16 protein-coding genes are annotated in these 21487 nt (G+C 57.7%); 9 read left to right on the forward strand and 7 right to left on the reverse strand.

Features of this window, described 5'->3' with window-relative positions; all coding sequences use genetic code 11:
- The first annotated feature begins 71 nt into the window (after window positions 1-71).
- The 6 genes from aceE (at window position 72) to bla (ending at window position 10848) form a co-directional block, all read left to right on the forward strand.
- Window positions 72-2738 carry a pyruvate dehydrogenase (acetyl-transferring), homodimeric type gene (gene aceE, locus D7S44_RS13900; RefSeq protein WP_120455759.1) on the forward strand — a complete coding sequence of 889 codons (2667 nt, stop codon included), beginning with the start codon at window positions 72-74 and terminating at the stop codon, window positions 2736-2738.
- Window positions 2739-2752: 14 nt separating this feature from the next.
- Complete coding sequence (aceF, locus tag D7S44_RS13905; RefSeq protein WP_120455761.1) at window positions 2753-4645, forward strand: pyruvate dehydrogenase complex dihydrolipoyllysine-residue acetyltransferase; 1893 nt, start codon at window positions 2753-2755, stop codon at window positions 4643-4645.
- 298 nt (window positions 4646-4943) lie between these two features.
- Window positions 4944-6368, forward strand: coding sequence for a dihydrolipoyl dehydrogenase (gene lpdA / locus D7S44_RS13910; protein WP_120455910.1), 1425 nt, complete (start codon window positions 4944-4946; stop codon window positions 6366-6368).
- 437 nt (window positions 6369-6805) lie between these two features.
- Window positions 6806-9403, forward strand: coding sequence for a bifunctional aconitate hydratase 2/2-methylisocitrate dehydratase (gene acnB, locus D7S44_RS13915; protein WP_120455763.1), 2598 nt, complete (start codon window positions 6806-6808; stop codon window positions 9401-9403).
- A 152-nt stretch (window positions 9404-9555) separates the two neighbouring features.
- Entirely contained in the window at window positions 9556-9918 is a 363-nt protein-coding gene (gene yacL / locus D7S44_RS13920) for a protein YacL (RefSeq protein WP_120455764.1), read from the forward strand.
- Between the two features lie 60 nt (window positions 9919-9978).
- On the forward strand, window positions 9979-10848 hold the full coding sequence (gene bla / locus D7S44_RS13925) for a class A beta-lactamase (protein WP_120455766.1): 870 nt from the start codon (window positions 9979-9981) through the stop codon (window positions 10846-10848).
- Between the two features lie 59 nt (window positions 10849-10907).
- Here the strand turns inward: bla and D7S44_RS13930 are convergent, their stop codons facing one another.
- The 4 genes from D7S44_RS13930 to D7S44_RS13945 are packed head-to-tail and all read right to left on the reverse strand — an operon-like array spanning window position 10908 to window position 15325.
- Window positions 10908-12227, reverse strand: a complete 1320-nt coding sequence (locus D7S44_RS13930) for an MFS transporter (RefSeq protein ID WP_120455768.1) — start codon at window positions 12225-12227, stop codon at window positions 10908-10910.
- 42 nt (window positions 12228-12269) lie between these two features.
- A complete protein-coding gene (locus D7S44_RS13935; RefSeq protein WP_120455770.1) occupies window positions 12270-13223 on the reverse strand; it encodes a phosphoglycerate dehydrogenase in 954 nt (317 codons plus the stop codon).
- 58 nt (window positions 13224-13281) lie between these two features.
- Entirely contained in the window at window positions 13282-14166 is an 885-nt protein-coding gene (locus tag D7S44_RS13940) for a dihydrodipicolinate synthase family protein (protein ID WP_120455771.1), read from the reverse strand.
- A gap of 10 nt (window positions 14167-14176) precedes the next feature.
- Window positions 14177-15325, reverse strand: coding sequence for an iron-containing alcohol dehydrogenase (locus D7S44_RS13945; RefSeq protein ID WP_120455773.1), 1149 nt, complete (start codon window positions 15323-15325; stop codon window positions 14177-14179).
- Window positions 15326-15514: 189 nt separating this feature from the next.
- Between D7S44_RS13945 and dtnK the strand changes: the two genes are divergently transcribed.
- Genes dtnK through D7S44_RS13960 form a run of 3 tightly spaced genes read left to right on the forward strand, consistent with a single transcriptional unit; the run spans window position 15515 to window position 18515 of the window.
- The gene (dtnK, locus tag D7S44_RS13950; RefSeq protein ID WP_120455775.1) at window positions 15515-16774 is read left to right on the forward strand and encodes a D-threonate kinase; all 1260 of its coding nucleotides are present in this window, start codon (window positions 15515-15517) and stop codon (window positions 16772-16774) included.
- On the forward strand, window positions 16767-17747 hold the full coding sequence (locus D7S44_RS13955; RefSeq protein ID WP_120455777.1) for a D-threonate 4-phosphate dehydrogenase: 981 nt from the start codon (window positions 16767-16769) through the stop codon (window positions 17745-17747). Before dtnK ends, D7S44_RS13955 begins: the two co-directional genes overlap by 8 nt.
- 6 nt (window positions 17748-17753) lie before the next feature.
- Complete coding sequence (locus D7S44_RS13960) at window positions 17754-18515, forward strand: DeoR/GlpR family DNA-binding transcription regulator (RefSeq protein ID WP_120455779.1); 762 nt, start codon at window positions 17754-17756, stop codon at window positions 18513-18515.
- Between the two features lie 746 nt (window positions 18516-19261).
- Here the strand turns inward: D7S44_RS13960 and speD are convergent.
- The 3 genes from speD to D7S44_RS13975 form a co-directional block, all read right to left on the reverse strand.
- A complete protein-coding gene (gene speD / locus D7S44_RS13965; protein WP_120455781.1) occupies window positions 19262-20071 on the reverse strand; it encodes an adenosylmethionine decarboxylase in 810 nt (269 codons plus the stop codon).
- Between the two features lie 14 nt (window positions 20072-20085).
- Entirely contained in the window at window positions 20086-20955 is an 870-nt protein-coding gene (speE, locus tag D7S44_RS13970) for a polyamine aminopropyltransferase (RefSeq protein ID WP_120455783.1), read from the reverse strand.
- Between the two features lie 104 nt (window positions 20956-21059).
- Window positions 21060-21407, reverse strand: a complete 348-nt coding sequence (locus D7S44_RS13975) for a YacC family pilotin-like protein (protein ID WP_081138496.1) — start codon at window positions 21405-21407, stop codon at window positions 21060-21062.
- Between the last annotated feature and the right edge of the window lie 80 nt (window positions 21408-21487).

Genomic DNA, 21487 nt, shown 5'->3' on the forward strand with positions numbered 1-21487 from the left:
AAGCAAGCAGAGCACATGGAGACAGGCTCCAGACAATTCAACGTATTAGACACAGATAAGGAATACCCCCCATGTCAGAACGTTTACAGAATGACGTGGATCCGATCGAAACTCGTGACTGGCTACAGGCGATCGAATCGGTCATCCGTGAAGAAGGTGTTGAGCGTGCGCAGTATCTGATCGATCAGGTGCTGAGCGCAGCCCGCAAAGGCGGCGTAAAAGTGGCGGCAGGTGGTAACGCCGTCAGCAACTATATCAACTCTATTGCCGTTGAAGACGAGCCGGAGTATCCGGGCAACACGTCTCTGGAGCGTCGTATCCGTTCCGCAATTCGCTGGAACGCCATCGTAGCGGTGCTGCGCGCCTCGAAGAAAGATCTGGAGCTGGGCGGCCATCTCTCCTCATTCCAGTCTTCTGCGACCATCTATGAAGTGTGCTTTAACCACTTCTTCCGCGCGCGCAGCGACAAGGACGGCGGCGATCTGGTTTACTTCCAGGGTCATATCTCGCCGGGTATCTACTCGCGCGCGTTCCTTGAAGGCCGTCTGACCGAAGAGCAGATGAATAACTTCCGTCAGGAAGTGCACGGCAACGGTCTGTCATCTTACCCGCACCCGAAACTGATGCCGGACTTCTGGCAGTTCCCGACCGTTTCTATGGGCCTGGGGCCGTTGAACGCTATTTATCAGGCGAAGTTCCTGAAATATCTGGAACACCGCGGCCTGAAAGATACCTCTAACCAGACCGTTTACGCCTTCCTCGGCGATGGCGAGATGGACGAGCCGGAATCCAAAGGCGCGATCACCATCGCGACCCGCGAGAAGCTGGACAACCTGGTGTTCATCATCAACTGTAACCTGCAGCGTCTGGACGGCCCGGTTACCGGCAACGGCAAGATCATCAACGAACTGGAAGGCATCTTCGCAGGCGCCGGCTGGAACGTGATCAAAGTCATCTGGGGCGGTCGCTGGGATGAGCTGCTGCAGAAAGACACCAGCGGTAAACTGATCCAGCTGATGAATGAAACCGTCGACGGCGACTACCAGACCTTTAAATCCCGCGACGGCGCCTATGTGCGCGAACACTTCTTCGGTAAATACCCGGAGACGGCGGCGCTGGTTAAAGACTGGTCAGACGAAGAGATCTTCGCCCTGAACCGCGGCGGCCACGATCCGAAGAAAATCTACGCGGCACTGAAGAAAGCACAGGAGACCAAAGGTCAACCGACGCTGATTCTGGCGCATACCATTAAAGGCTATGGTATGGGCGACACCGCTGAAGGTAAAAACATCGCGCACCAGGTCAAGAAGATGAACATGGATGGCGTTCGCTACATCCGCGATCGCTTCAATGTGCCGGTTGCCGACGACAAGATCGAAGAGCTGCCGTACGTGACCTTTGAGAAAGGTTCCGAAGAGTACAACTACCTGCACGGCCAGCGCGAGAAGCTGGGTGGCTACCTGCCGTCCCGTCAGGCGGAGTTTACTGAAAAACTGGACATGCCGAAGCTGGAAGAGTTCAAAGCGCTGCTGGAAGAGCAGAGCAAAGAGATCTCAACCACCATCGCCTTCGTGCGCGCCCTGAACGTGATGCTGAAGAACAAGTCGATCAAAGATCGTCTGGTGCCGATCCTGGCGGACGAGGCCCGTACCTTCGGTATGGAAGGTCTGTTCCGTCAGATTGGTATCTACAGCCCGAACGGCCAGCAGTACACGCCGCAGGACCGCGAGCAGGTTGCTTACTACAAAGAAGATGAGAAAGGCCAGATTCTGCAGGAAGGGATCAACGAGCTGGGCGCAGGTTCATCCTGGCTGGCAGCGGCGACCTCTTACAGCACCAACAACCTGCCGATGATCCCGTTCTATATCTACTACTCCATGTTCGGTTTCCAGCGTATCGGCGATCTGATGTGGCTGGCGGGCGACCAGCAGGCGCGCGGCTTCCTGATCGGCGGCACTTCCGGTCGTACCACGCTGAACGGCGAAGGTCTGCAGCACGAAGATGGTCACAGCCACATTCAGGCGCTGACTATCCCGAACTGTATCTCTTACGATCCGGCGTATGCGTATGAAGTAGCGGTCATCATGCATGACGGCCTGGTACGTATGTACGGCGAAGCGCAGGAGAACGTTTACTATTACATCACCACGCTGAACGAAAACTACCACATGCCAGCGATGCCGGAAGGCGCCGAAGAGGGTATCCGTAAGGGTATCTACAAGCTGGAAACCGTGGAAGGCAGCAAAGGCAAAGTGCAGCTGCTGGGTTCAGGCTCTATCCTGCGTCACGTGCGTGACGCGGCGCAGATCCTGGCGAAAGAGTACGGCATCGGTTCCGACGTCTACAGCGTGACCTCGTTCACCGAACTGGCGCGCGACGGCCAGGACTGCGAACGCTGGAACATGCTGCATCCGACCGAGGAAGCGCGCGTGCCTTACATCGCTCAGGTGATGAACGACGCGCCGGCGGTGGCATCGACCGATTACATGAAGCTGTTCGCTGAACAGGTTCGCAGCTACATTCCGGCCAGCGATTACCGCGTGCTGGGCACCGACGGCTTTGGCCGTTCTGACAGCCGCGAAAACCTGCGTCACCACTTTGAAGTGGACGCCTCCTACGTGGTGGTGGCTGCGCTGGGCGAGCTGGCTAAACGTGGCGAAATCGACAAGAAAGTGGTGGCGGACGCGATCGCTAAGTTCGACATCGATGCCGATAAAGTTAACCCGCGTCTGGCTTAAGAGGTAAGAGAGTAATGGCTACTGAAATTAAGGTACCGGATATCGGGTCTGATGAAGTTGAAGTCACCGAGATCCTGGTGAAGGTTGGCGACAAGGTGGAAGCCGAGCAGTCGCTGATCACCGTAGAAGGCGACAAAGCCTCTATGGAAGTTCCCTCGCCGCAGGCGGGCGTAGTGAAAGAGATCAAAATCGCGACCGGCGACAAAGTCGAAACCGGCTCGCTGATTATGATTTTTGACGCAGAAGGCGCGGCGGCAGACGCGGCGCCAGCGGCGGAAGAGAAGAAAGCCGAAGCCGCTCCGGCGCCGGCTGCTGCCGCCACCGCAGCAAAAGACGTCAATGTGCCCGATATCGGCGGCGACGAAGTGGAAGTCACCGAGATCCTGGTGAAAGTCGGCGACAAAGTTGAAGCCGAACAGTCGCTGATCGTCGTTGAAGGCGATAAAGCCTCAATGGAAGTGCCTGCGCCGTTCGCGGGTACCGTGAAAGAGATCAAAATCGAAACCGGCGCGAAAGTCAGCACCGGCTCGCTGATCATGGTCTTCGAAGCAGAAGGCGCGGCGCCGGCAGCGGCGGCGAAGCCGGAAGTGAAAGAAGCGGCGACCTCCGCACCTGCGGCTACCGCTGGCGCGAAAGAGGTCAAGGTGCCGGATATCGGCGGCGACGAAGTGGAAGTCACCGAAGTGCTGGTGAAGGTCGGCGATAAAGTGGAAGCCGAACAGTCGCTGATTGTTGTTGAAGGCGACAAGGCTTCAATGGAAGTGCCTGCGCCGTTCGCTGGCACCGTCAAAGAGCTGAAAGTCTCAACCGGCGATAAAGTGAGCACCGGCTCGCTGATCATGATCTTCGAAGTAGAAGGCGCGGCGAAAGCCGAAGCGCCGAAGCAGGAAGCTGCGCCCGCACAGGCTCCGGCGAAAGCCGCTGCGCCTGCCGCACCGGCCGCGCCTAAAGCTGACGCGAAGAGCGACTTTGCCGAAAATGACGCCTATGTGCACGCGACCCCGGTTATCCGTCGTCTGGCGCGCGAATTTGGCGTGAACCTGGCGAAGGTGAAAGGTACCGGCCGTAAAGGCCGTATCCTGAAAGAAGACGTTCAGAGCTACGTGAAAGACGCGGTGAAACGCGCTGAGGCGGCTCCGGCTGCCGCCAGCGGCGGAAGCCTGCCAGGCCTGCTGCCGTGGCCGAAAGTGGACTTCAGCAAGTTCGGCGAAGTTGAAGAAGTGGAGCTGGGTCGCATCCAGAAAATCTCTGGCGCTAACCTGAGCCGTAACTGGGTAGTTATCCCGCACGTTACGCACTTCGATAAAACTGATATCACCGATCTGGAAGCGTTCCGTAAACAGCAGAACGCGGAAGCCGAGAAGCGTAAGCTGGATGTGAAATACACCCCGGTGGTGTTTATCATGAAAGCGGTCGCTGCCGCGCTGGAACAGATGCCGCGCTTCAACAGCTCGCTGTCTGAAGACGCGCAGCGCCTGACGCTGAAAAAGTACATCAACATCGGTGTGGCGGTCGATACGCCGAACGGCCTGGTGGTTCCGGTCTTTAAAGACGTGAACAAGAAAGGCATCACCGAGCTCTCTCGCGAGCTGATGGCGACCTCGAAGAAAGCGCGCGACGGCAAGCTGACCGCGAGCGACATGCAGGGCGGATGCTTCACCATCTCCAGCCTTGGCGGTCTTGGCACCACGCACTTCGCGCCGATCGTCAACGCGCCGGAAGTGGCTATCCTCGGCGTGTCTAAATCGGCGATGGAGCCGGTCTGGAACGGTAAAGAGTTTGTGCCGCGTCTGATGATGCCGATCTCGCTTTCCTTCGATCACCGCGTGATTGACGGCGCTGATGGTGCGCGTTTCATCACCATCATCGGCAATATGTTGTCCGACATCCGCCGTCTGGTGATGTAAGTACAATCAAGGCCGGCAATCGCCGGCCTTGTTGTAAAGATTCGTGGCATCGCGGTTTGCAGTTTGTTAACAATTCTGTAAACTCTTGCGGTGAAAAATGTCCCGGTGGAGCAAAGGACATCGTGAGCCTGTTTCGTCAGGCGTACCTGGCGCAGTCAGTTGTTGACGCCCAGCGCGCAGAACCTGCAGCGTACTTAAGATACGCAAGGCGTCGCGCACTGCCCGGATGCAAGTGGCCTCCCAGCCTGATGAAAAACGCTCTACGTCTGACCCGCCGGATCACAACTAAGAGGTCATGATGAGTACAGAGATTAAAACCCAGGTCGTGGTACTTGGGGCTGGTCCTGCAGGTTACTCTGCAGCCTTCCGTTGCGCTGATTTAGGTCTGGAAACCGTACTGGTAGAGCGTTACAGCACCCTGGGCGGTGTCTGTCTGAACGTGGGCTGTATCCCGTCAAAAGCGCTGCTGCACGTTGCTAAAGTGATCGAAGAGGCGAAAGCCCTGGAAGAGCACGGCATTGTGTTTGGTCAGCCCTCTACGGACATCAACAAAGTCCGCACCTGGAAAGAGAAAGTCATTAACCAGCTGACCGGTGGTCTGGCTGGCATGGCGAAAGGCCGTAAAGTCAAAGTCGTTAACGGCCTGGGCAAATTCACCGGTGCAAATACTCTGGTTGTGGAAGGAGAAGGCGGCGCGACCACCATCAACTTCGACAACGCTATTATCGCGGCCGGTTCTCGTCCGATCACGCTGCCGTTTATTCCGCATGACGACCCGCGCGTATGGGACTCTACCGATGCGCTGGAGCTGAAAGAAGTGCCGGAGCGTATGCTGGTTATGGGCGGCGGTATTATCGGTCTCGAGATGGGTACCGTTTACCATGCGCTGGGTTCGCAGATTGACGTGGTTGAGATGTTCGACCAGGTTATCCCGGCTGCCGACAAAGATGTGGTGAAAGTGTTCACCAAGCGCATCGCTAAGCAGTTCAACCTGATGCTGGAAACCAAAGTCACCGCGGTTGAAGCGAAAGAAGACGGCATCTACGTTACGATGGAAGGCAAGAAAGCGCCGGCCGAACCGCAGCGTTACGACGCGGTGCTGGTCGCGATCGGCCGTGTGCCGAACGGTAAAGGTCTGGATGCAGGTAAAGCGGGCGTGGAAGTGGACGATCGCGGTTTTATCCGCGTCGACAAGCAGATGCGCACCAACGTTCCGCACATCTATGCTATCGGCGATATCGTCGGTCAGCCGATGCTGGCGCATAAAGGCGTGCACGAAGGCCACGTAGCGGCCGAAGTTATCGCTGGCATGAAGCACTACTTCGATCCGAAAGTGATCCCGTCTATCGCTTACACCGAGCCGGAAGTTGCATGGGTCGGCCTGACTGAGAAAGAAGCGAAAGAGAAGGGCATCAGCTACGAAGTCTCTACCTTCCCGTGGGCCGCCTCAGGCCGCGCTATCGCGTCTGACTGCGCAGACGGCATGACCAAGCTGATTTTCGACAAAGAGACGCATCGCGTTATCGGCGGCGCGGTTGTCGGCACCAACGGCGGCGAGCTGCTGGGCGAAATCGGTCTGGCGATCGAGATGGGTTGCGATGCAGAAGATATCGCGCTGACTATCCACGCGCACCCGACGCTGCACGAGTCGGTTGGCCTGGCGGCAGAGATCTTCGAAGGCAGCATCACCGACCTGCCAAACCCGAAAGCGAAGAAAAAGTAATTTTCTCTGCTGATAAAGAGAAGCTCCCGCAAGGGGGCTTTTTTTTGCGCCCGATCCACGATGAGCGTCGCGGGCAAAACAGAGGCGCCAGACGCCTTTATTCATAACCCAGAAGTGCATCAATACGGAAAAAGTTGGTGTAAAAGTTATACCTGCCTCCTGAATGCCGCCGTGCCGCTTCACCAGATAGCCGCCTGACGAAAGCACATTTTGCAAACAACCTCTGACGCCACGCCGTTCCCCGCCAGCTAGCCCAAAAATTCAAAAAGCGCACTTTTTTACCCTGTTAATTATGTTGTGTTTTTGTAAACAGATTAACAAACAGCCTGAACCCTGCTATGCTGCCCCACGCGGAACCGGGCACCTTACCCTACTCATGGAATGCTTTGTCACCAGGGTGCACCGGAAACCCATACAATGTGAGCGAGGAGAACGTCGTGCTAGTAGAATACCGTAAGCACGTTGCTGAGCGTGCAGCCCAGGGGATCGTACCTAAGCCGTTAGATGCTTCCCAGATGGCCGCGCTGGTTGAACTGCTGAAAAACCCGCCAGCGGGTGAAGAAGAATTCCTGACCGATCTGTTGGTCAACCGTGTCCCACCCGGCGTTGATGAAGCCGCCTACGTTAAAGCGGGTTTCCTTGCCGCGGTGGCTAAAGGCGAAACGACCTCTCCTCTGGTATCCCCCGAAAAAGCGATTGAACTGCTGGGCACCATGCAAGGCGGTTACAACATCCATCCGCTGATTGACGCGCTGGATGACGCGAAGCTGGCACCGATTGCCGCGAAAGCGCTGTCGCACACGCTGCTGATGTTTGACAGCTTTTACGACGTTGAAGAGAAAGCGAAAGCGGGCAATCCCCATGCGCAGCAGGTGATGCAATCCTGGGCAGATGCTGAGTGGTACCTGTCACGCCCTGAGCTGGCAGAAAAAATTACCGTCACCGTGTTCAAAGTGACCGGCGAAACCAATACCGACGACCTCTCTCCGGCGCCGGATGCATGGTCACGTCCGGATATTCCACTGCACGCGCTGGCGATGCTGAAAAACGCTCGTGAAGGCATCAACCCGGATGAGCCTGGCAACGTCGGCCCGATCAAGCAGATTGAAGCGCTGCAGGCTAAAGGCTATCCGCTGGCTTATGTCGGCGACGTCGTTGGCACCGGCTCTTCTCGTAAATCAGCGACCAACTCCGTTCTGTGGTTCATGGGCGACGATATCCCGAACGTCCCGAACAAAAAAGGCGGCGGTCTGGTGCTGGGCAGCAAAATCGCGCCGATCTTCTTCAACACCATGGAAGATGCGGGCGCGCTGCCGATCGAAGTGGACGTTGGCGAGCTGAATATGGGCGACGTGATTGACGTCTATCCCTATAAAGGCGAAGTACGCAACCACGAAACCGGCGAGCTGCTTGCCAGCTTTACGCTGAAAACCGACGTGCTGATCGACGAAGTGCGCGCGGGCGGTCGTATTCCGCTGATTATCGGCCGCGGCCTGACCAGCAAAGCGCGCGAATCGCTGGGTCTGCCGCACAGCGACGTGTTCCGCCAGGCGAAAGACGTTGCTGAAAGCACGCGCGGCTACTCGCTGGCGCAGAAAATGGTCGGTCGCGCCTGCGGCCTCGACGGCGTCCGTCCAGGCGCCTACTGCGAACCGAAGATGACCTCGGTAGGTTCTCAGGACACCACCGGTCCAATGACGCGCGACGAGCTGAAAGATCTGGCGTGCCTCGGCTTCTCCGCCGATCTGGTGATGCAGTCATTCTGCCACACCGCCGCCTATCCGAAGCCGGTTGACGTCAATACGCACCATACGCTGCCCGACTTCATTATGAACCGCGGCGGCGTATCGCTGCGTCCGGGCGACGGCGTGATCCACTCCTGGCTGAACCGCATGCTGCTGCCTGACACCGTCGGCACCGGCGGCGACTCGCATACCCGCTTCCCGATCGGCATCTCGTTCCCGGCAGGCTCTGGCCTGGTGGCCTTTGCCGCCGCGACCGGCGTGATGCCGCTCGATATGCCGGAATCGGTGCTGGTGCGCTTTAAAGGCAAAATGCAGCCGGGCATCACGCTGCGCGATCTGGTGCATGCGATCCCGCTGTACGCGATCAAACAGGGTCTGCTGACCGTTGAGAAGAAAGGCAAAAAGAACATCTTCTCTGGCCGTATCCTGGAAATCGAAGGTCTGCCGGATCTGAAAGTTGAGCAGGCGTTTGAGCTTACCGATGCCTCGGCTGAGCGCTCGGCGGCGGGCTGTACGATCAAGCTGGATAAAGCGCCGATTATCGAATACCTCAACTCCAACATCGTGCTGCTGAAGTGGATGATCGCAGAAGGCTACGGCGATCGCCGCACGCTGGAGCGTCGTATTCAGGGTATGGAAAAATGGCTGGCGGATCCGCAGCTGCTGGAAGCGGACGCCGATGCCGAATACGCTGCGGTAATCGAGATCGACCTGGCTGATATCAAAGAGCCGATTCTGTGCGCGCCGAACGATCCGGACGACGCGCGTCTGCTCTCTGACGTACAGGGCGAGAAGATCGACGAAGTCTTTATCGGTTCGTGCATGACCAACATCGGTCACTTCCGTGCGGCAGGTAAACTGCTCGACAGCCATAAAGGCCAGCTGCCGACCCGCCTGTGGGTTGCGCCGCCGACCAAAATGGATGCGGCTCAGCTGACTGAAGAGGGCTACTACAGCGTCTTCGGCAAAAGCGGCGCGCGTATCGAGATCCCGGGCTGCTCGCTCTGCATGGGTAACCAGGCGCGCGTGCAGGACGGCGCGACGGTGGTCTCCACCTCAACCCGTAACTTCCCGAACCGTCTTGGCACTGGCGCGAACGTCTACCTGGCATCGGCTGAACTGGCTGCGGTCTCTTCGCTGCTTGGCAAACTGCCGACGCCGGAAGAGTATCAGCAGTTTATGGTGCAGGTGGATAAAACCGCCAGCGACACCTACCGCTATCTCAACTTTGATCAGCTGAATCAATACACCGATAAAGCGGACAATGTGATTTTCCAGACTGCGGTCTGAGTGACTCACTAAAATACAAAGGGGCGATAATCGCCCCTTTTTCTTTTGCCTTTTCCTCGCAATAATGTCGCCCCGATCTCACTTTAGCGTTGATGATGCGCACACTCTATTTTGGTGCGGATTACTCGCGTCATTAACCAAAGGGTTAGCCCATGGAATACGAATTTTTACGCGATCTCACCGGGCAGGTGAAAGTACGCATGTCGATGGATCACGAGGCGGTGGGCCACTGGTTCAACGATGAGGTCAAAGAGGATCTGGCGCTACTCGATGAAGTAGAAGCCGCCATGCGCGCTATCAAGGGCAGCGAGCGCCAGTGGCAGCGCATCGGCCATGAATATACGCTGTGGATGGATGACGAAGAGGTCATGATCCGCGCCAACCATCTCGCATTAGAGGATGACGGGCTGGAAGAGGGGATGAATTATTACGATGAAGAGAGCCTGTCGTTCTGCGGCGTTGAAGACTTTCTGGCCGTTATAAATGCCTACCGTCAGTTTTTGCAGGGACGCTGAGTCAGCGCGCCCATGCCCAGGGTTAACCCGCTGCGCGCCCATAAATTAAGGACGACCCTCATGTTTTCTCTGTTAAAACTTACCGCTGTTTCCCTGCTGCTTAGCGCTGTGGCCGCTCACGCCTCGATAAATGACGACGCCGCGCTGGCGACCGTCGCGAAGCAGGAGGAGCAGGCGCTGAAGGCGCGTATCGGCATCGCCGTAATCGATACCGCCACAGGAAGCGTCGCGCGCTATCGCGGCGATGAGCGCTTCCCGCTCAACAGTACGCATAAAGCGCTGCTGTGCGGCGCGCTGCTTAGCCAACAGGATAAGGGCAGGCTGATGCTTTCGGAACGTACGCAGTTCGATCGCGCTGCGCTGGTCACCTGGTCACCGGTGACTGAAAAATCTGTCGCGCCCGCCACCATGAGCTGGCAGCAGCTCTGCCATGCAGCCATCGCTTACAGCGATAATACGGCGGCGAATCTGATTGCGAAAAAGCTGGGCGGTCAGGCGGCGGTTACCCGCTTTTTCGCTGATCTTGGCGACAAGGTGACGCGACTGGACCGCTTTGAGCCAGAGCTAAACAGCGCCATACCCGGCGATATGCGCGATACCACGACGCCGGTCGCCGTCAGCGAGACGCTGCAAAAGCTGACGCTGGGAGAGGCGCTGAAGCCCGCCTCGCGCGCGCAGCTGGTGCAATGGATGCGCGACGATCGGGTCGCAGGGGCCTTGCTACGTTCGGTTTTACCGGCGGGCTGGTCAATTGCTGACAAAACCGGGGCGGGGGAATATGGCTCGCGGTCGATTATCAGCGTGGTCTGGTCGGAAAACGGCAAGCCGGTGATTATCGCTATCTATGTGACGCAAACAGAGGCGACGCTCGCGCAGAGCAATGCGGCTATCGCCCGTATCGGCAAAGCGATTTTCGCCGTGGCGCGCTAGTTTGATGCAAAACGAGAAAAGGCTCTGAACATGGTCAGAGCCTTTTTTGCAGGCCACCCTCAGACGCCGCTGGTGACCGCCCGAGGCTGATGAGCCTTCTCTTCATCGACGATAGGCTCAACCTTGCCCATCAGGAACAGGTAGTTGATGATCCCGATCACCACCAGCACGGCGGAAAAGACCAGCGCCCAGGTAAAGTTGCCGGTCGCGCCGACAATCGCGCCGGTAATAATTGGGCCGACCGCACCGCCCATATTCGACACCGTATTCTGCAAACCAGCGACGATAGAGACGCTGTTCTTCGGCGCGACGTCGCCCGGCAGCGCCCAGACCTGCGAGGCGGCCACGGTGGTGCCTGACTTGGCGATACAGAGCAGCAGCACGGTCATAAACACCGAGTCGGTAAAGGGCGCGAAGCCGATGCACAGCGCCATTAGCAGACCGATGGTAAGGAACAGCTTGCGTGTGGCGGTCAGCGACAGCACCTTTTTATGCACCATACGATCCGACGCCCAGCCCGCCAGCACCTCAATCAGCATGCCGCAGATCAACGGCAGCGCGGCGACAAAGCCCATCTTCAGGAAATCCATACCCTTATCTTTCACCAGATAGGTCGGCAGCCAGGTAATAAAAAAGTAAGAGGTGTAGTTAATGGTGAAAAAGCCGATGCACATCGCCCAGATATTGCGGTAGCGCAGCAGTCGGTACCACCTCATCGGGCGCACCCCTTTTTCGCCATGATTTTGCGCCTGGCCGTCGCGGATCAGGCGAACTTCACTTTGATCGATCTTTTTATGATCTTCCGGATTCTCGGCATAAACAAAATACCAGGCGATCACCCAGAACAGGCCGATCGCGCCGATCGCCAGGAAGGTGATGCGCCAGTCCACCATGGCGATCATCCAGACAATGAGCGGCATCGCCACTGCGCCGCCGAACTTCGAGGCGCTGTCGAACAGGCCCGACACGGTGGCGCGCTCGCGATCCGGGAACCAGCGCGCGGCGATACCCGCATTGCTGGGGTAGGCGGCCGCTTCGCCGACGCCCAGCGCCAGACGCAACGCCAGCAGCGACTTGAAGCCGGTCGCCAGTCCCATCGCCATGGTGGCGATCGACCACCAGCCGACCGCGATGCCGAGGCCTTTTTTCTGGCCGAAGCGGTCGGCGAACCAGCCCGCAGGAATTTGCAGCAGCGCATAAGACCAGAAGAAGGCGGCCATAATCAGGCCCATCATTTCTGGATCGATCTCCAGTTCGGTGATCAGGTGCGGTGCGGCGGCAGAAAGAACGGTTCGGTCAATATAGTTAATAGCGACCGCCAGCCACATCAGGCCAGCGATCCACCAGCGGATCCTGGTCGAGCGCGTCGTAGGGTTCATTGTTGTTTTCCACTCGAATCGGTTTGCAGATCAAGGCGGCGCTTACGCCAGCCCGTTCATTACGTTTACTGGCCGCTCTTCCTGCCTGACGCACTGCACAATCTGCGCCACGCAGCGTTCGCCAATGGCGCTGATAGCGCCATCGGTATAACCGGCGATATGCGAGGTCGGGATAAAACTGGGCAGGCTAAAGAGCGGGTGCGTCGTCAGCGGCTCCTGCACAAACACATCAGCCGCCGCTCCGGCGATCGTCTGGTCCTGTAGCGCATGGAACAGATCCGCTTCATTCACTACGCCGCCGCGCGAGACATTGATCAGAAAGGCGCTTTTCTTCATGCGGCGCAGGCGCGCGGCGTCGAACAGATCGCGCGTCTCGTTGGTCAGTGGCGTATGCAGCGTGATGAAATCGCTCTCCTCCGTCAGCCGATCGAGGCTGACAAAAGTAACGCCCTGTTCGGCGGCAAAGGTCTCGTCAGGGTAGAAATCAAAGGCGATGACGCGCATGTTGAAGCCTTTCGCGCGCAGCGCCACCTGCTTGCCGATATTGCCCAGCCCGATAATGCCCAGCGTTTTGCCGTAAACGTCGGTGGCGAAAATGCGTGGCCAGCCGCCCGCGCGCGTTTCTGTCGCTGCCTGCGTCACCTGACGCGCACTGTTGAGGATCAGCGCAAAGGCGAAATCGGCGACGGCATGCTTGTTGGCGTCCGGCACGTTAGTGACATAAATTCCACGCGCGCGCGTGGCGTCAAGATCGATATTGTCGACGCCGACGCCGTGCTTGCAGACAATTTTTAACCCTGGCGCCTGGTTAAGCAGCGCTTCGTTCACCTCGGTGAAGGCGACAATCATCGCCACGGTCTCCGGCAGATGCGGAGCCAGTGCTTCCGGCGGCGCGTCGGCGGGCAGGGATATCAGTTCAAAGCCGTGCTGTTTCAGGGTTTCAATCGGCGTCGTGTCATATCTGGCGAACGACGGCGAGGTGCAGATTACTTTCATCACGTTTCCCGGTGCTTAAGTGATACAGGCAAGGGCAGCAACGGCCGCCCTGACGGCCTTACTTCAGGTACTGATTGACGACCTGACGAATTTTTTGCTCTTCGTCGGCGCTGAAACGCACCGCATAGCGGCTTTCGCCAACGTCGTAGCCAAGCAGAGAGACCGCTTTCTTCACCGCGGCCGGTGAGAAGCCGATGCTGTAGAGGTCGGTACGCAGGCCGGTCACGTTTTCCTGCGCCGCGCGCGAACCGTCAATGTCGCCTGCGCTGAAGCGCGCCCAGATCGCGTTGATCTCTTTCGGCGCGGCGTTGGCCAGGCCGGAGATACAGGCGGAACAGCCATCAACGAAGCCCTGATGGATCAGCGAGTCCGGGCCGTTGAGGACGTTAAAGTTATCGATGCCTTCCGCTGCTTTAATAAAGCCGCTCAGGCTTTCATAGCTGCCCGCCGAATCTTTAATGCCGATAATATTGGGATGCGACGCCAGGGTGCGTACGGTTTCGGGCTGCAGGGTATTGCCGGTGCGCGCCGGGATGTTATAGAGGAACAGCGGCACGTCGAGCGCGTCAGCCACGGTCTGATAGTGATAAATCAGCTCTTCCTGCCTGAGCGGCACGAAGTAAGGGGTGATCGCCGATACCGCATCCACGCCCAGCTTTGCAATCTGTTTGCCGAGGCGGATGGTTTCGCGCGTCGAGATTTCGCCGATATGCGCCACCACCGGCGCGCGGCCGTTGACCTCATCGACGCAGGTCTCCGTGACCGCGATTTTTTCCTGCTCGTTCAGCACAAAGAATTCGCCGTTGGTGCCGCCGCAGAAGATGCCGTTGCCTGCCGCCAGCTGACGCTTAATCTGCTCGCGCTGTGCGGTGGGATTCAGGGCGCCTTCCTGATCAAAGCAGGTGACGATAGCGGTCAATACGCCGGTTATTTTCTGACTCATACAATCCTCTTTATTCCTGGTGTGACGGGAACAGCGTCAGGTAGACGTCACGGACGTCGCTGGCGCTGACGGCAGCGGGCACGTTCTTCATCAGACGTTGAACGTCGAGCGCGGCCTCCACTAAGTAGGGCAGGTGATCCGGGCCGATGCCAAGCTCTTCAAGGCTGGCTGGCAGCTTCAGACGTTTAACCAGCGCGATGAAATAGTCCACCAGCGCGTGCGATTTGGCCTCGTCATCCAGCGCCGGATTGGCATCGGGCAGCAGATCGTAGGCCTGCGCAAATTTGCTCACCGCGGCAGGGCGCACAAAAGCCATGCAGGGCGCCAGCAGAATGGCGTTGGCGACGCCGTGCGGCAGGTGATATTTGCCACCCAGCGGATAGGACATGGCGTGCACCAGGTGCGTGCCCGCATGGGCGATCGCCGCGCCGCCGTAATAAGAGGCCCAGAGCATATCCAGGCGTGCACGCAGGTTATGCGGCTCTGCAACGGCGGTTTCGAGGCTGGCGAACAGCTTTTTCATACCAATCAGCGCGTAGTTGTCGCTTACCGGATTCGAAACCGTGGCGGTGAAGCATTCGATAAGATGACAAAGCGCATCGATACCGGTTGAAGAGGCGATATGCGCCGGCATGCTGGTGGTCAGTTCCGGCACCAGCGCCACGAAATCGGGTAGCATCACCGGCGAGATAATACCGACTTTCGTTTCGCGCTCCGGGATCGCCAGAATCGCATTCGGCGTCGCTTCTGAACCGGTGCCTGCGGTGGTCGGGATTAACAGTGAGGTGGTGCGCGTGGTCGGCTTTTCGCCCGCCAGCAGCGCCTCCAGAGATGGCGCGTTAACCACGCACAGTACCGACAGCAGCTTGGCGACATCCAGCACGCTGCCGCCGCCGACGCCAATCACCAGATCCACCTCACGCATGGGCAGCGCCGCCAGAATCGCCGCGACATCGTGCTGGCTCGGCTCCGGCGGCACGCTGTTGATCACGCTCACGCTGGCGATATGCTGTTTCAGCTGGGCGATTAGCGCCTGCACAGCCGGAATGGTTTCAATGTTCTTGTCAGTGACCAGCAGCGCGCTGGCTTTTCCTTTCAGCAAATAGCTAATGTCGTTCAGCGCCTGATAGCCGCTAATTACCGTGCTGTTGATCGTCATTTCACACCCTTATTACTGCGAAGTCGGACTGAATGATTGTTTTTGCTCACTACAGTGCGATATCTGTCACTTACTGTGCCTCAATTTATAGGGCATATCGATTTCAATTAATTTGATCTTGCTCACATATAATCAATCGTGATTGAATATAATCATACACAGCGGCATGCAGCCGAATCAGGAGAGAAGATGACGCAAAGGTCATGGAAAACGCCGGTGCTGGTTATCGCCGACGATTTCACCGGCGCTAACGACGCGGGCAGCGGCCTGGCGCAGGCGGGCGCACGCGTCCATGTGCTGTTCAGCAGCGAGACGCCGCTGGATGCCGCCGCCGCCGACGTCTGGGTGATCAGCACTGACAGCCGCGCCATCAGCGCACAGGATGCGGCGGCACGCACTGAGGCTGTAGTGCATCGGCACCAGGCATTTATTACGCAGGGCTGGCTGTTTAAAAAGATCGATTCCACGCTGCGCGGCAATGTCGGCGCTGAAGTGCGCGCCGCGCTGGCCGCCAGCGGTAAAAAACGCGCGCTGATTGTGCCCGCCGTGCCCCGACTGGGACGCGTTACGCGCAACGGCGAGGTGCAGGTAAACGGCGTGCCGCTGACCGAGACCGAATACGCCAGCGATCCAAAAACGCCGGTGGTCAGCGCCCACGTATTAACGCAGCTGGGGATCGACGGCAGCGAGATCGATCTCGCCACGCTGCGCAGCGATCGCTTTGCTGCGCTGCTGGCCGAACAGCAGGGCGCAGTGGTGATCGATGCGGAGCAAGAGAGCGATATTGCACGCATCCTGGCCGCCGCCGCGCAGCTGGACGAAACGCCGCTGCTGGTCGGCGCCGCCGGACTGAGCGATGCGCTCGGCGCGCAGCTTGCCGCACGCGCCGCCGCGCCGGTTCTGGCGGTGATCGGCTCGATGAGCACCAGCGCGCAGCAGCAGATCGCCCGGCTGGCAGCACAGCGCGATATTGCGCTGGTGGATGTCGATATTCGTCAGCTGTTTGCGCAACCTCGCTGGCCGGAGAGCCCACACTGGGCGGCGCAGGCGCTTGCCGCGCTGCGTGCGGGTCGGCATACGGTGATTCGGACCTGCCAGCGCGCCGATCAGCGCCACGAGATTGACGCGCTCTGTCTGCAGCATCAGCTAACGCGCCAGCAACTCGGCGAGGCGATTTGCCACTTTTTAGGCGAGCTGACCCTGACGCTCTGCCGCACGCAGCGGCCCGCCGGGCTCTATCTTTCCGGCGGCGACGTGGCGATTGCGGTGGCGCAGGCGCTGGGCGCCAGCGGTTTTCAGATTCAGGGCATCGTGGCGGGCTGTGTGCCGCACGGCGTCCTGCTTAACAGTGAATTTACCCTGCCGGTGATGACCAAAGCGGGCGGTTTTGGCGACGAAAACACCCTGGTAGCAGCCATTCGTTTTATTGAGGAGAAGTCGAGTGAGTAAAATTATTGCGGTGACCATGGGCGATCCGGCGGGCATCAGCCCGGAGATCATCATCAAAGCGCTGGCGGAAGGGGACCTTAACGGCGCGCCGGCGGTGGTGGTGGGATGCGCGGCGACGCTGCGTCGCATTCTTGCCCTGAATATTACGCCGCAGGTGGAGCTGCGCGTGCTGGATAGCGTAAAAGAGGCGCACTTCGCGCCGGGCATCGTCAACGTTATTGACGAGCCGCTGGCCGAGCCGGATGCGCTGAAGCCAGGCGTGGTGCAAAAGCAGGCGGGCGATCTTGCCTGGCGCTGCGTAAAGCGCGCCACCGAGCTGGCGCTGGCGGGCGAGGTACAGGCTATCGCCACCGCGCCGCTGAATAAAGAGGCGCTGCACTCGGCAGGCCATCTCTATCCTGGCCATACCGAACTGCTGGCGCATCTCACCAACACCAAAGATTACGCGATGGTGCTCTATACCGATAAGCTAAAGGTCATTCACGTCACTACCCATATCGCGCTGCGCAAGTTCCTCGACACGCTGAACCGTACGCGTATCGAAACGGTGATTGGCATGGCAGATACCTTTTTGCGCCGCGTCGGCTTTGAAAAGCCGCGCATCGCGGTGGCGGGCGTCAATCCGCATGCCGGAGAGAACGGCCTGTTCGGCGACGAGGAGATCACCACCGTCGCGCCTGCGGTGAAGGCGATGAAGGCGCAGGGCATTGAGGTTTTTGGTCCCTGTCCGCCTGATACGGTTTTCCTGCAGTGTCAGGAAGGACAGTACGACATCGTGGTGGCGATGTACCACGATCAGGGACATATCCCGTTGAAACTGCTTGGCTTTTATGACGGCGTTAATATCACGGCCGGTCTGCCGTTTATCCGCACGTCTGCGGACCACGGCACCGCTTTTGATATCGCATGGACAGGTAAAGCGAAGTCTGAGAGCATGGCGATCTCCATTAAACTCGCGATGCAGCTGGCATAGGGAAATATGAAGGGACAAAGTCGCCTTGACCAGATTATGGACTATCTGAAAAGCCATAATCTGGTGACTGTTGATCAGCTGGTGAGCGCTATCTCCGCCTCGCCAGCAACCATTCGACGTGATTTGATTAAGCTGGATAAAGAAGGGGTGATTAGCCGCAGCCACGGCGGCGTCACGCTGAACCGTTTTATTCCGGCGCAGCCCACTACGCTGGAGAAGATGCAGCGTAACCTGGCGGAGAAGCAGGCAATCGCCCATCACGCCGCTACGTTTGTGCAGTCGGGCGATGCGGTGGTGCTGGACGCTGGCACCACCATGCTGGAACTGGCGCGGCAGCTGACGCATTTGCCGCTGCGCGTCATCACGGCCGATCTGCATATCGCGCTGTTTCTCTCTGAATTCAAACAGATTGAAGTGACTATTATCGGCGGCCGTATCGACGACTCCAGCCAGTCATGCGTCGGCGAACACGGGCGTCGTCTGCTGCGCAGCATCAATCCTGATATCGCTTTCGTCAGCTGTAACTCCTGGAGCCTTGAGCGCGGCATTACTACGCCGACGGAGGAGAAGGCGGGGCTGAAGCGGGATCTGCTGGCGAATGCGCGACGCCGCATCCTGCTGGCGGACAGCAGCAAATATGGCTCCTGGTCGCTGTTCTGCGCCGCGGCGATAGACGATTTGACCGATGTGGTAACCGACAGCCGCTTAGACGACGACGTATGCCGCACGCTGCGCGAGCGCGGCATTGCGCTGGCGCTGACGGAGTAGAGGTAGGCAGTTTAGATGGAACGCGCTGCGTTCGCTTCTTGCGCCTGGAATAAAAAGAGATAAACGAGTCCGCCGCGCGGGTTGATTCATCATGGGTAGAATTTACGGGTTTGGCTGTTAAGTGTAATTCTGCCTTTTCACCAGAAAGCCGCGGGCATTGCTTCTCCAGGCTTTAGAAAGACGCTTCGCTGGAATTCTTCCCCCTGGCTTTCATCTCCTGTCTCTCCTTCGAGAACTTCCGTTTACCCTTTTTTCTGCATGAAATATAACTCATTGAAAAATAATAGGTTGTGTTAAGGGTAAATAAAAGGGTTAAAAGGTTCATATTGCTGTTTTTGTTTGGCAAATGAGTTGGTTAGTTTGATAAGGTAACGGTGCACTGCCGTGCAGGCAGCTTAGAAATGATGGGGCGTCGTGCTGGCTGCATGTTGTGGGTGCACTGCCGTGCAGGCAGCTTAGAAAAGATACTTAATTACGAAGAGGGCTATCGCGAGGTGCACTGCCGTACAGGCAGCTTAGTAACGGAGAGAGAAAGCGCAGGCGAAGGGAGAGAGGTGCACTGCCGTACAGGCAGCCTAAAAGTGTTATGCGTGATTTTTTACTCGTCATTAGTTGTACTGCCGCACAGGTAATCTCAAGCACCTTGAGCTTCCTCTGCGACATCCATGCAGCCAGGCCCAACATGCAAAACCCTAAAACGAAACGGCGCGCGCCTGGTACCCTTGCCAGTGCCGCGCGCCCAATCGCTAAAACGTCTTCAACCCCACCGCCGGAATATTGCGGCCGTAGTAAATCTCGCGCATCTCCTTCCACAGCAGGTCGGTAATACGCTTATGTTCCGCCGGGCTGAGATCTTCAGGACGGGTATTAAACAGATAGTGTTTCAGGTCGAACTCTTTCAGCAACATCTTGGTGTGAAAGATATTTTCCTGATAAACGTTTACGTCCACCATGTCATACATCGCCTTCATATCTTCCGACATAAAGTTCTGGATCGAGTTAATTTCATGGTCGATAAAGTGCTTCACGCCGTTCACATCGCGGGTAAAGCCGCGCACGCGGTAGTCGACGGTGACGATATCGGATTCCAGCTGGTGGATCAGGTAGTTCAGCGCCTTCAGCGGGGAAATCACGCCGCAGGTTGAGACTTCAATATCGGCGCGGAAAGTGCAGAGTCCCCCTTCAGGGTGGCTTTCCGGGTAGGTGTGCACGCAGATATGGCTTTTATCCAGGTGCGCGACGACGGCGTTCGGCAGCGGGCCGGGATGTTCCGAGTTGTCGATATCTTTAGGATCGATCGGCTCTTCGCTCACCAGAATGGTGACGCTGGCGCCCTGTGGCTCATAGTCCTGGCGCGCGATATTCAGCACGTTCGCCCCGATGATCGCACAGGTTTCCGTCAGGATTTCGGTCAGACGGTTGGCGTTGTACTGCTCGTCGATATAGGCGATATAGCCATCGCGCTCGGCTTCAGTATTCGCATAACAAATATCGTAAATACAAAAACTCAGGCTTTTGGTCAGGTTGTTGAAGCCATGCAGTTTAAGCTTTTGCAATTTGGTTCACCTCCTTATACAGGCTGTTCAGCGGACAGAGCGTTAAGCAGATATTGCGGCAGCGCGAAACTACCAGCATGGATAGCCGGATTATAGTAGCGGCACGTCAGGCCAGCCGCAGCGAAACGCGCTTGAAGCGTGGCGACATCAAGCTGACGCAGCGCCGGATTATCGCTTGCCCAGGCGAAGGTCATGATCCCGCCGTAATAGGTGGGGATCGCCGCCTGGTAAAAACTGACGTCGGCGAAATAGTGGCTGAGTTTGCGATGGCTGTTGACCGCTTCCTCTTGTTGCAGAAAACAGACACCGTTCTGCGCCACGAAAATGCCGCCAGGATTCAGCGCGTTTTTGCAGCCAGCGTAAAATTCCGAGGTGAACAGACTCTCGCCCGGACCGACAGGATCGGTGCAGTCGGAAATGATCACGTCGAATTTTTCCTGGGTCTGGTTAACGAAGTTTACGCCGTCGTCGATCACCAGATTGAGACGCGGATCGTTATAAGCGCCCTGGCTATGTTCAGGAAGATATTGCTGGCAGAAGGTCACCACGCCGGCGTCAATCTCGACCATGGTAATGCTTTCCAGCTGGGCGTGACGCGACACCTCGCGCAGCATCGCGCCGTCGCCGCCGCCGATAATCAGCACGCGCTTCGCCGCGCCGTGCGCCAGCAGCGGCACATGCGTCATCATTTCGTGATAGATGAATTCGTCGCGCTCGGTGGTCTGCACCACGCCGTCCAGCGCCATTACGCGGCCCATCTGCGCGTTTTCGAAGATAATTAAATCCTGATGCGCGGTCTTTTCCCGGTAAAGCGTTTTGTCGACCGTGAAATATTGTCCGAAACCGGCATGAAGGGTTTCATACCACATCTCTTTTTGCGCCATGGTGGGCTCCTCTCTGATGACTTCGCCATGAAAAGAGCGGCACATGATAACCAGGAGTGACCGTGCATGCACGGTCAAATGATCGGCAGAAGGCGGATAGCGACTTATTTAACGTAGGCGAGCAGGCTGAGAGAATCGCGCGCCAGCGACTTGCACTTCTTGTCGTTGGTGATGGCGATGCCGCTCAGATCTTTGTAGCTCGCTTCGCCAAGCGCTTTCATATTGTAAGTGGCGTAATTGCTTAAATCCCAGCGGTTCTGCTGGGCGAAAAACACCAGAGCCTTGCGGATTTGCGCATCAGGGAGATCCTGATAGCCGCAATCGTTTTTCAGATAAACGAATACGGCGGTAAGATCGGCCAGATCTTCTGCTTCGGATTCGCTCAGGGCAAAACTGGTGGAGGAGAAGCCAAAGAGTCCTGCCAGTAACAGGATCCTGATGCTTTTCTTCATAGTGGTTCTCATTCATTGATCATCATGTGACGATAGCACAGTGACTGGCAGGATTCCGATTATTTTGCCGTGGAGAGCCC

The organism is Pantoea piersonii (genome assembly GCF_003612015.1).
Taxonomy (GTDB): domain Bacteria; phylum Pseudomonadota; class Gammaproteobacteria; order Enterobacterales; family Enterobacteriaceae; genus Pantoea; species Pantoea piersonii.

Bases quoted from the DNA above. Each gene is read 5' to 3' on its own strand.
- aceE (WP_120455759.1), top strand. From the start codon at position 72: ATGTCAGAACGTTTACAGAATGACGTGGATCCGATCGAAACTCGTGAC.
- aceF (WP_120455761.1), top strand. From the start codon at position 2,753: ATGGCTACTGAAATTAAGGTACCGGATATCGGGTCTGATGAAGTTGAA.
- lpdA (WP_120455910.1), top strand. From the start codon at position 4,944: ATGAGTACAGAGATTAAAACCCAGGTCGTGGTACTTGGGGCTGGTCCT.
- yacL (WP_120455764.1), top strand. From the start codon at position 9,556: ATGGAATACGAATTTTTACGCGATCTCACCGGGCAGGTGAAAGTACGC.
- bla (WP_120455766.1), top strand. From the start codon at position 9,979: ATGTTTTCTCTGTTAAAACTTACCGCTGTTTCCCTGCTGCTTAGCGCT.
- D7S44_RS13930 (WP_120455768.1), bottom strand. From the start codon at position 12,227: ATGAACCCTACGACGCGCTCGACCAGGATCCGCTGGTGGATCGCTGGC.
- D7S44_RS13935 (WP_120455770.1), bottom strand. From the start codon at position 13,223: ATGAAAGTAATCTGCACCTCGCCGTCGTTCGCCAGATATGACACGACG.
- D7S44_RS13940 (WP_120455771.1), bottom strand. From the start codon at position 14,166: ATGAGTCAGAAAATAACCGGCGTATTGACCGCTATCGTCACCTGCTTT.
- D7S44_RS13945 (WP_120455773.1), bottom strand. From the start codon at position 15,325: ATGACGATCAACAGCACGGTAATTAGCGGCTATCAGGCGCTGAACGAC.
- dtnK (WP_120455775.1), top strand. From the start codon at position 15,515: ATGACGCAAAGGTCATGGAAAACGCCGGTGCTGGTTATCGCCGACGAT.
- D7S44_RS13960 (WP_120455779.1), top strand. From the start codon at position 17,754: ATGAAGGGACAAAGTCGCCTTGACCAGATTATGGACTATCTGAAAAGC.
- speE (WP_120455783.1), bottom strand. From the start codon at position 20,955: ATGGCGCAAAAAGAGATGTGGTATGAAACCCTTCATGCCGGTTTCGGA.
- D7S44_RS13975 (WP_081138496.1), bottom strand. From the start codon at position 21,407: ATGAAGAAAAGCATCAGGATCCTGTTACTGGCAGGACTCTTTGGCTTC.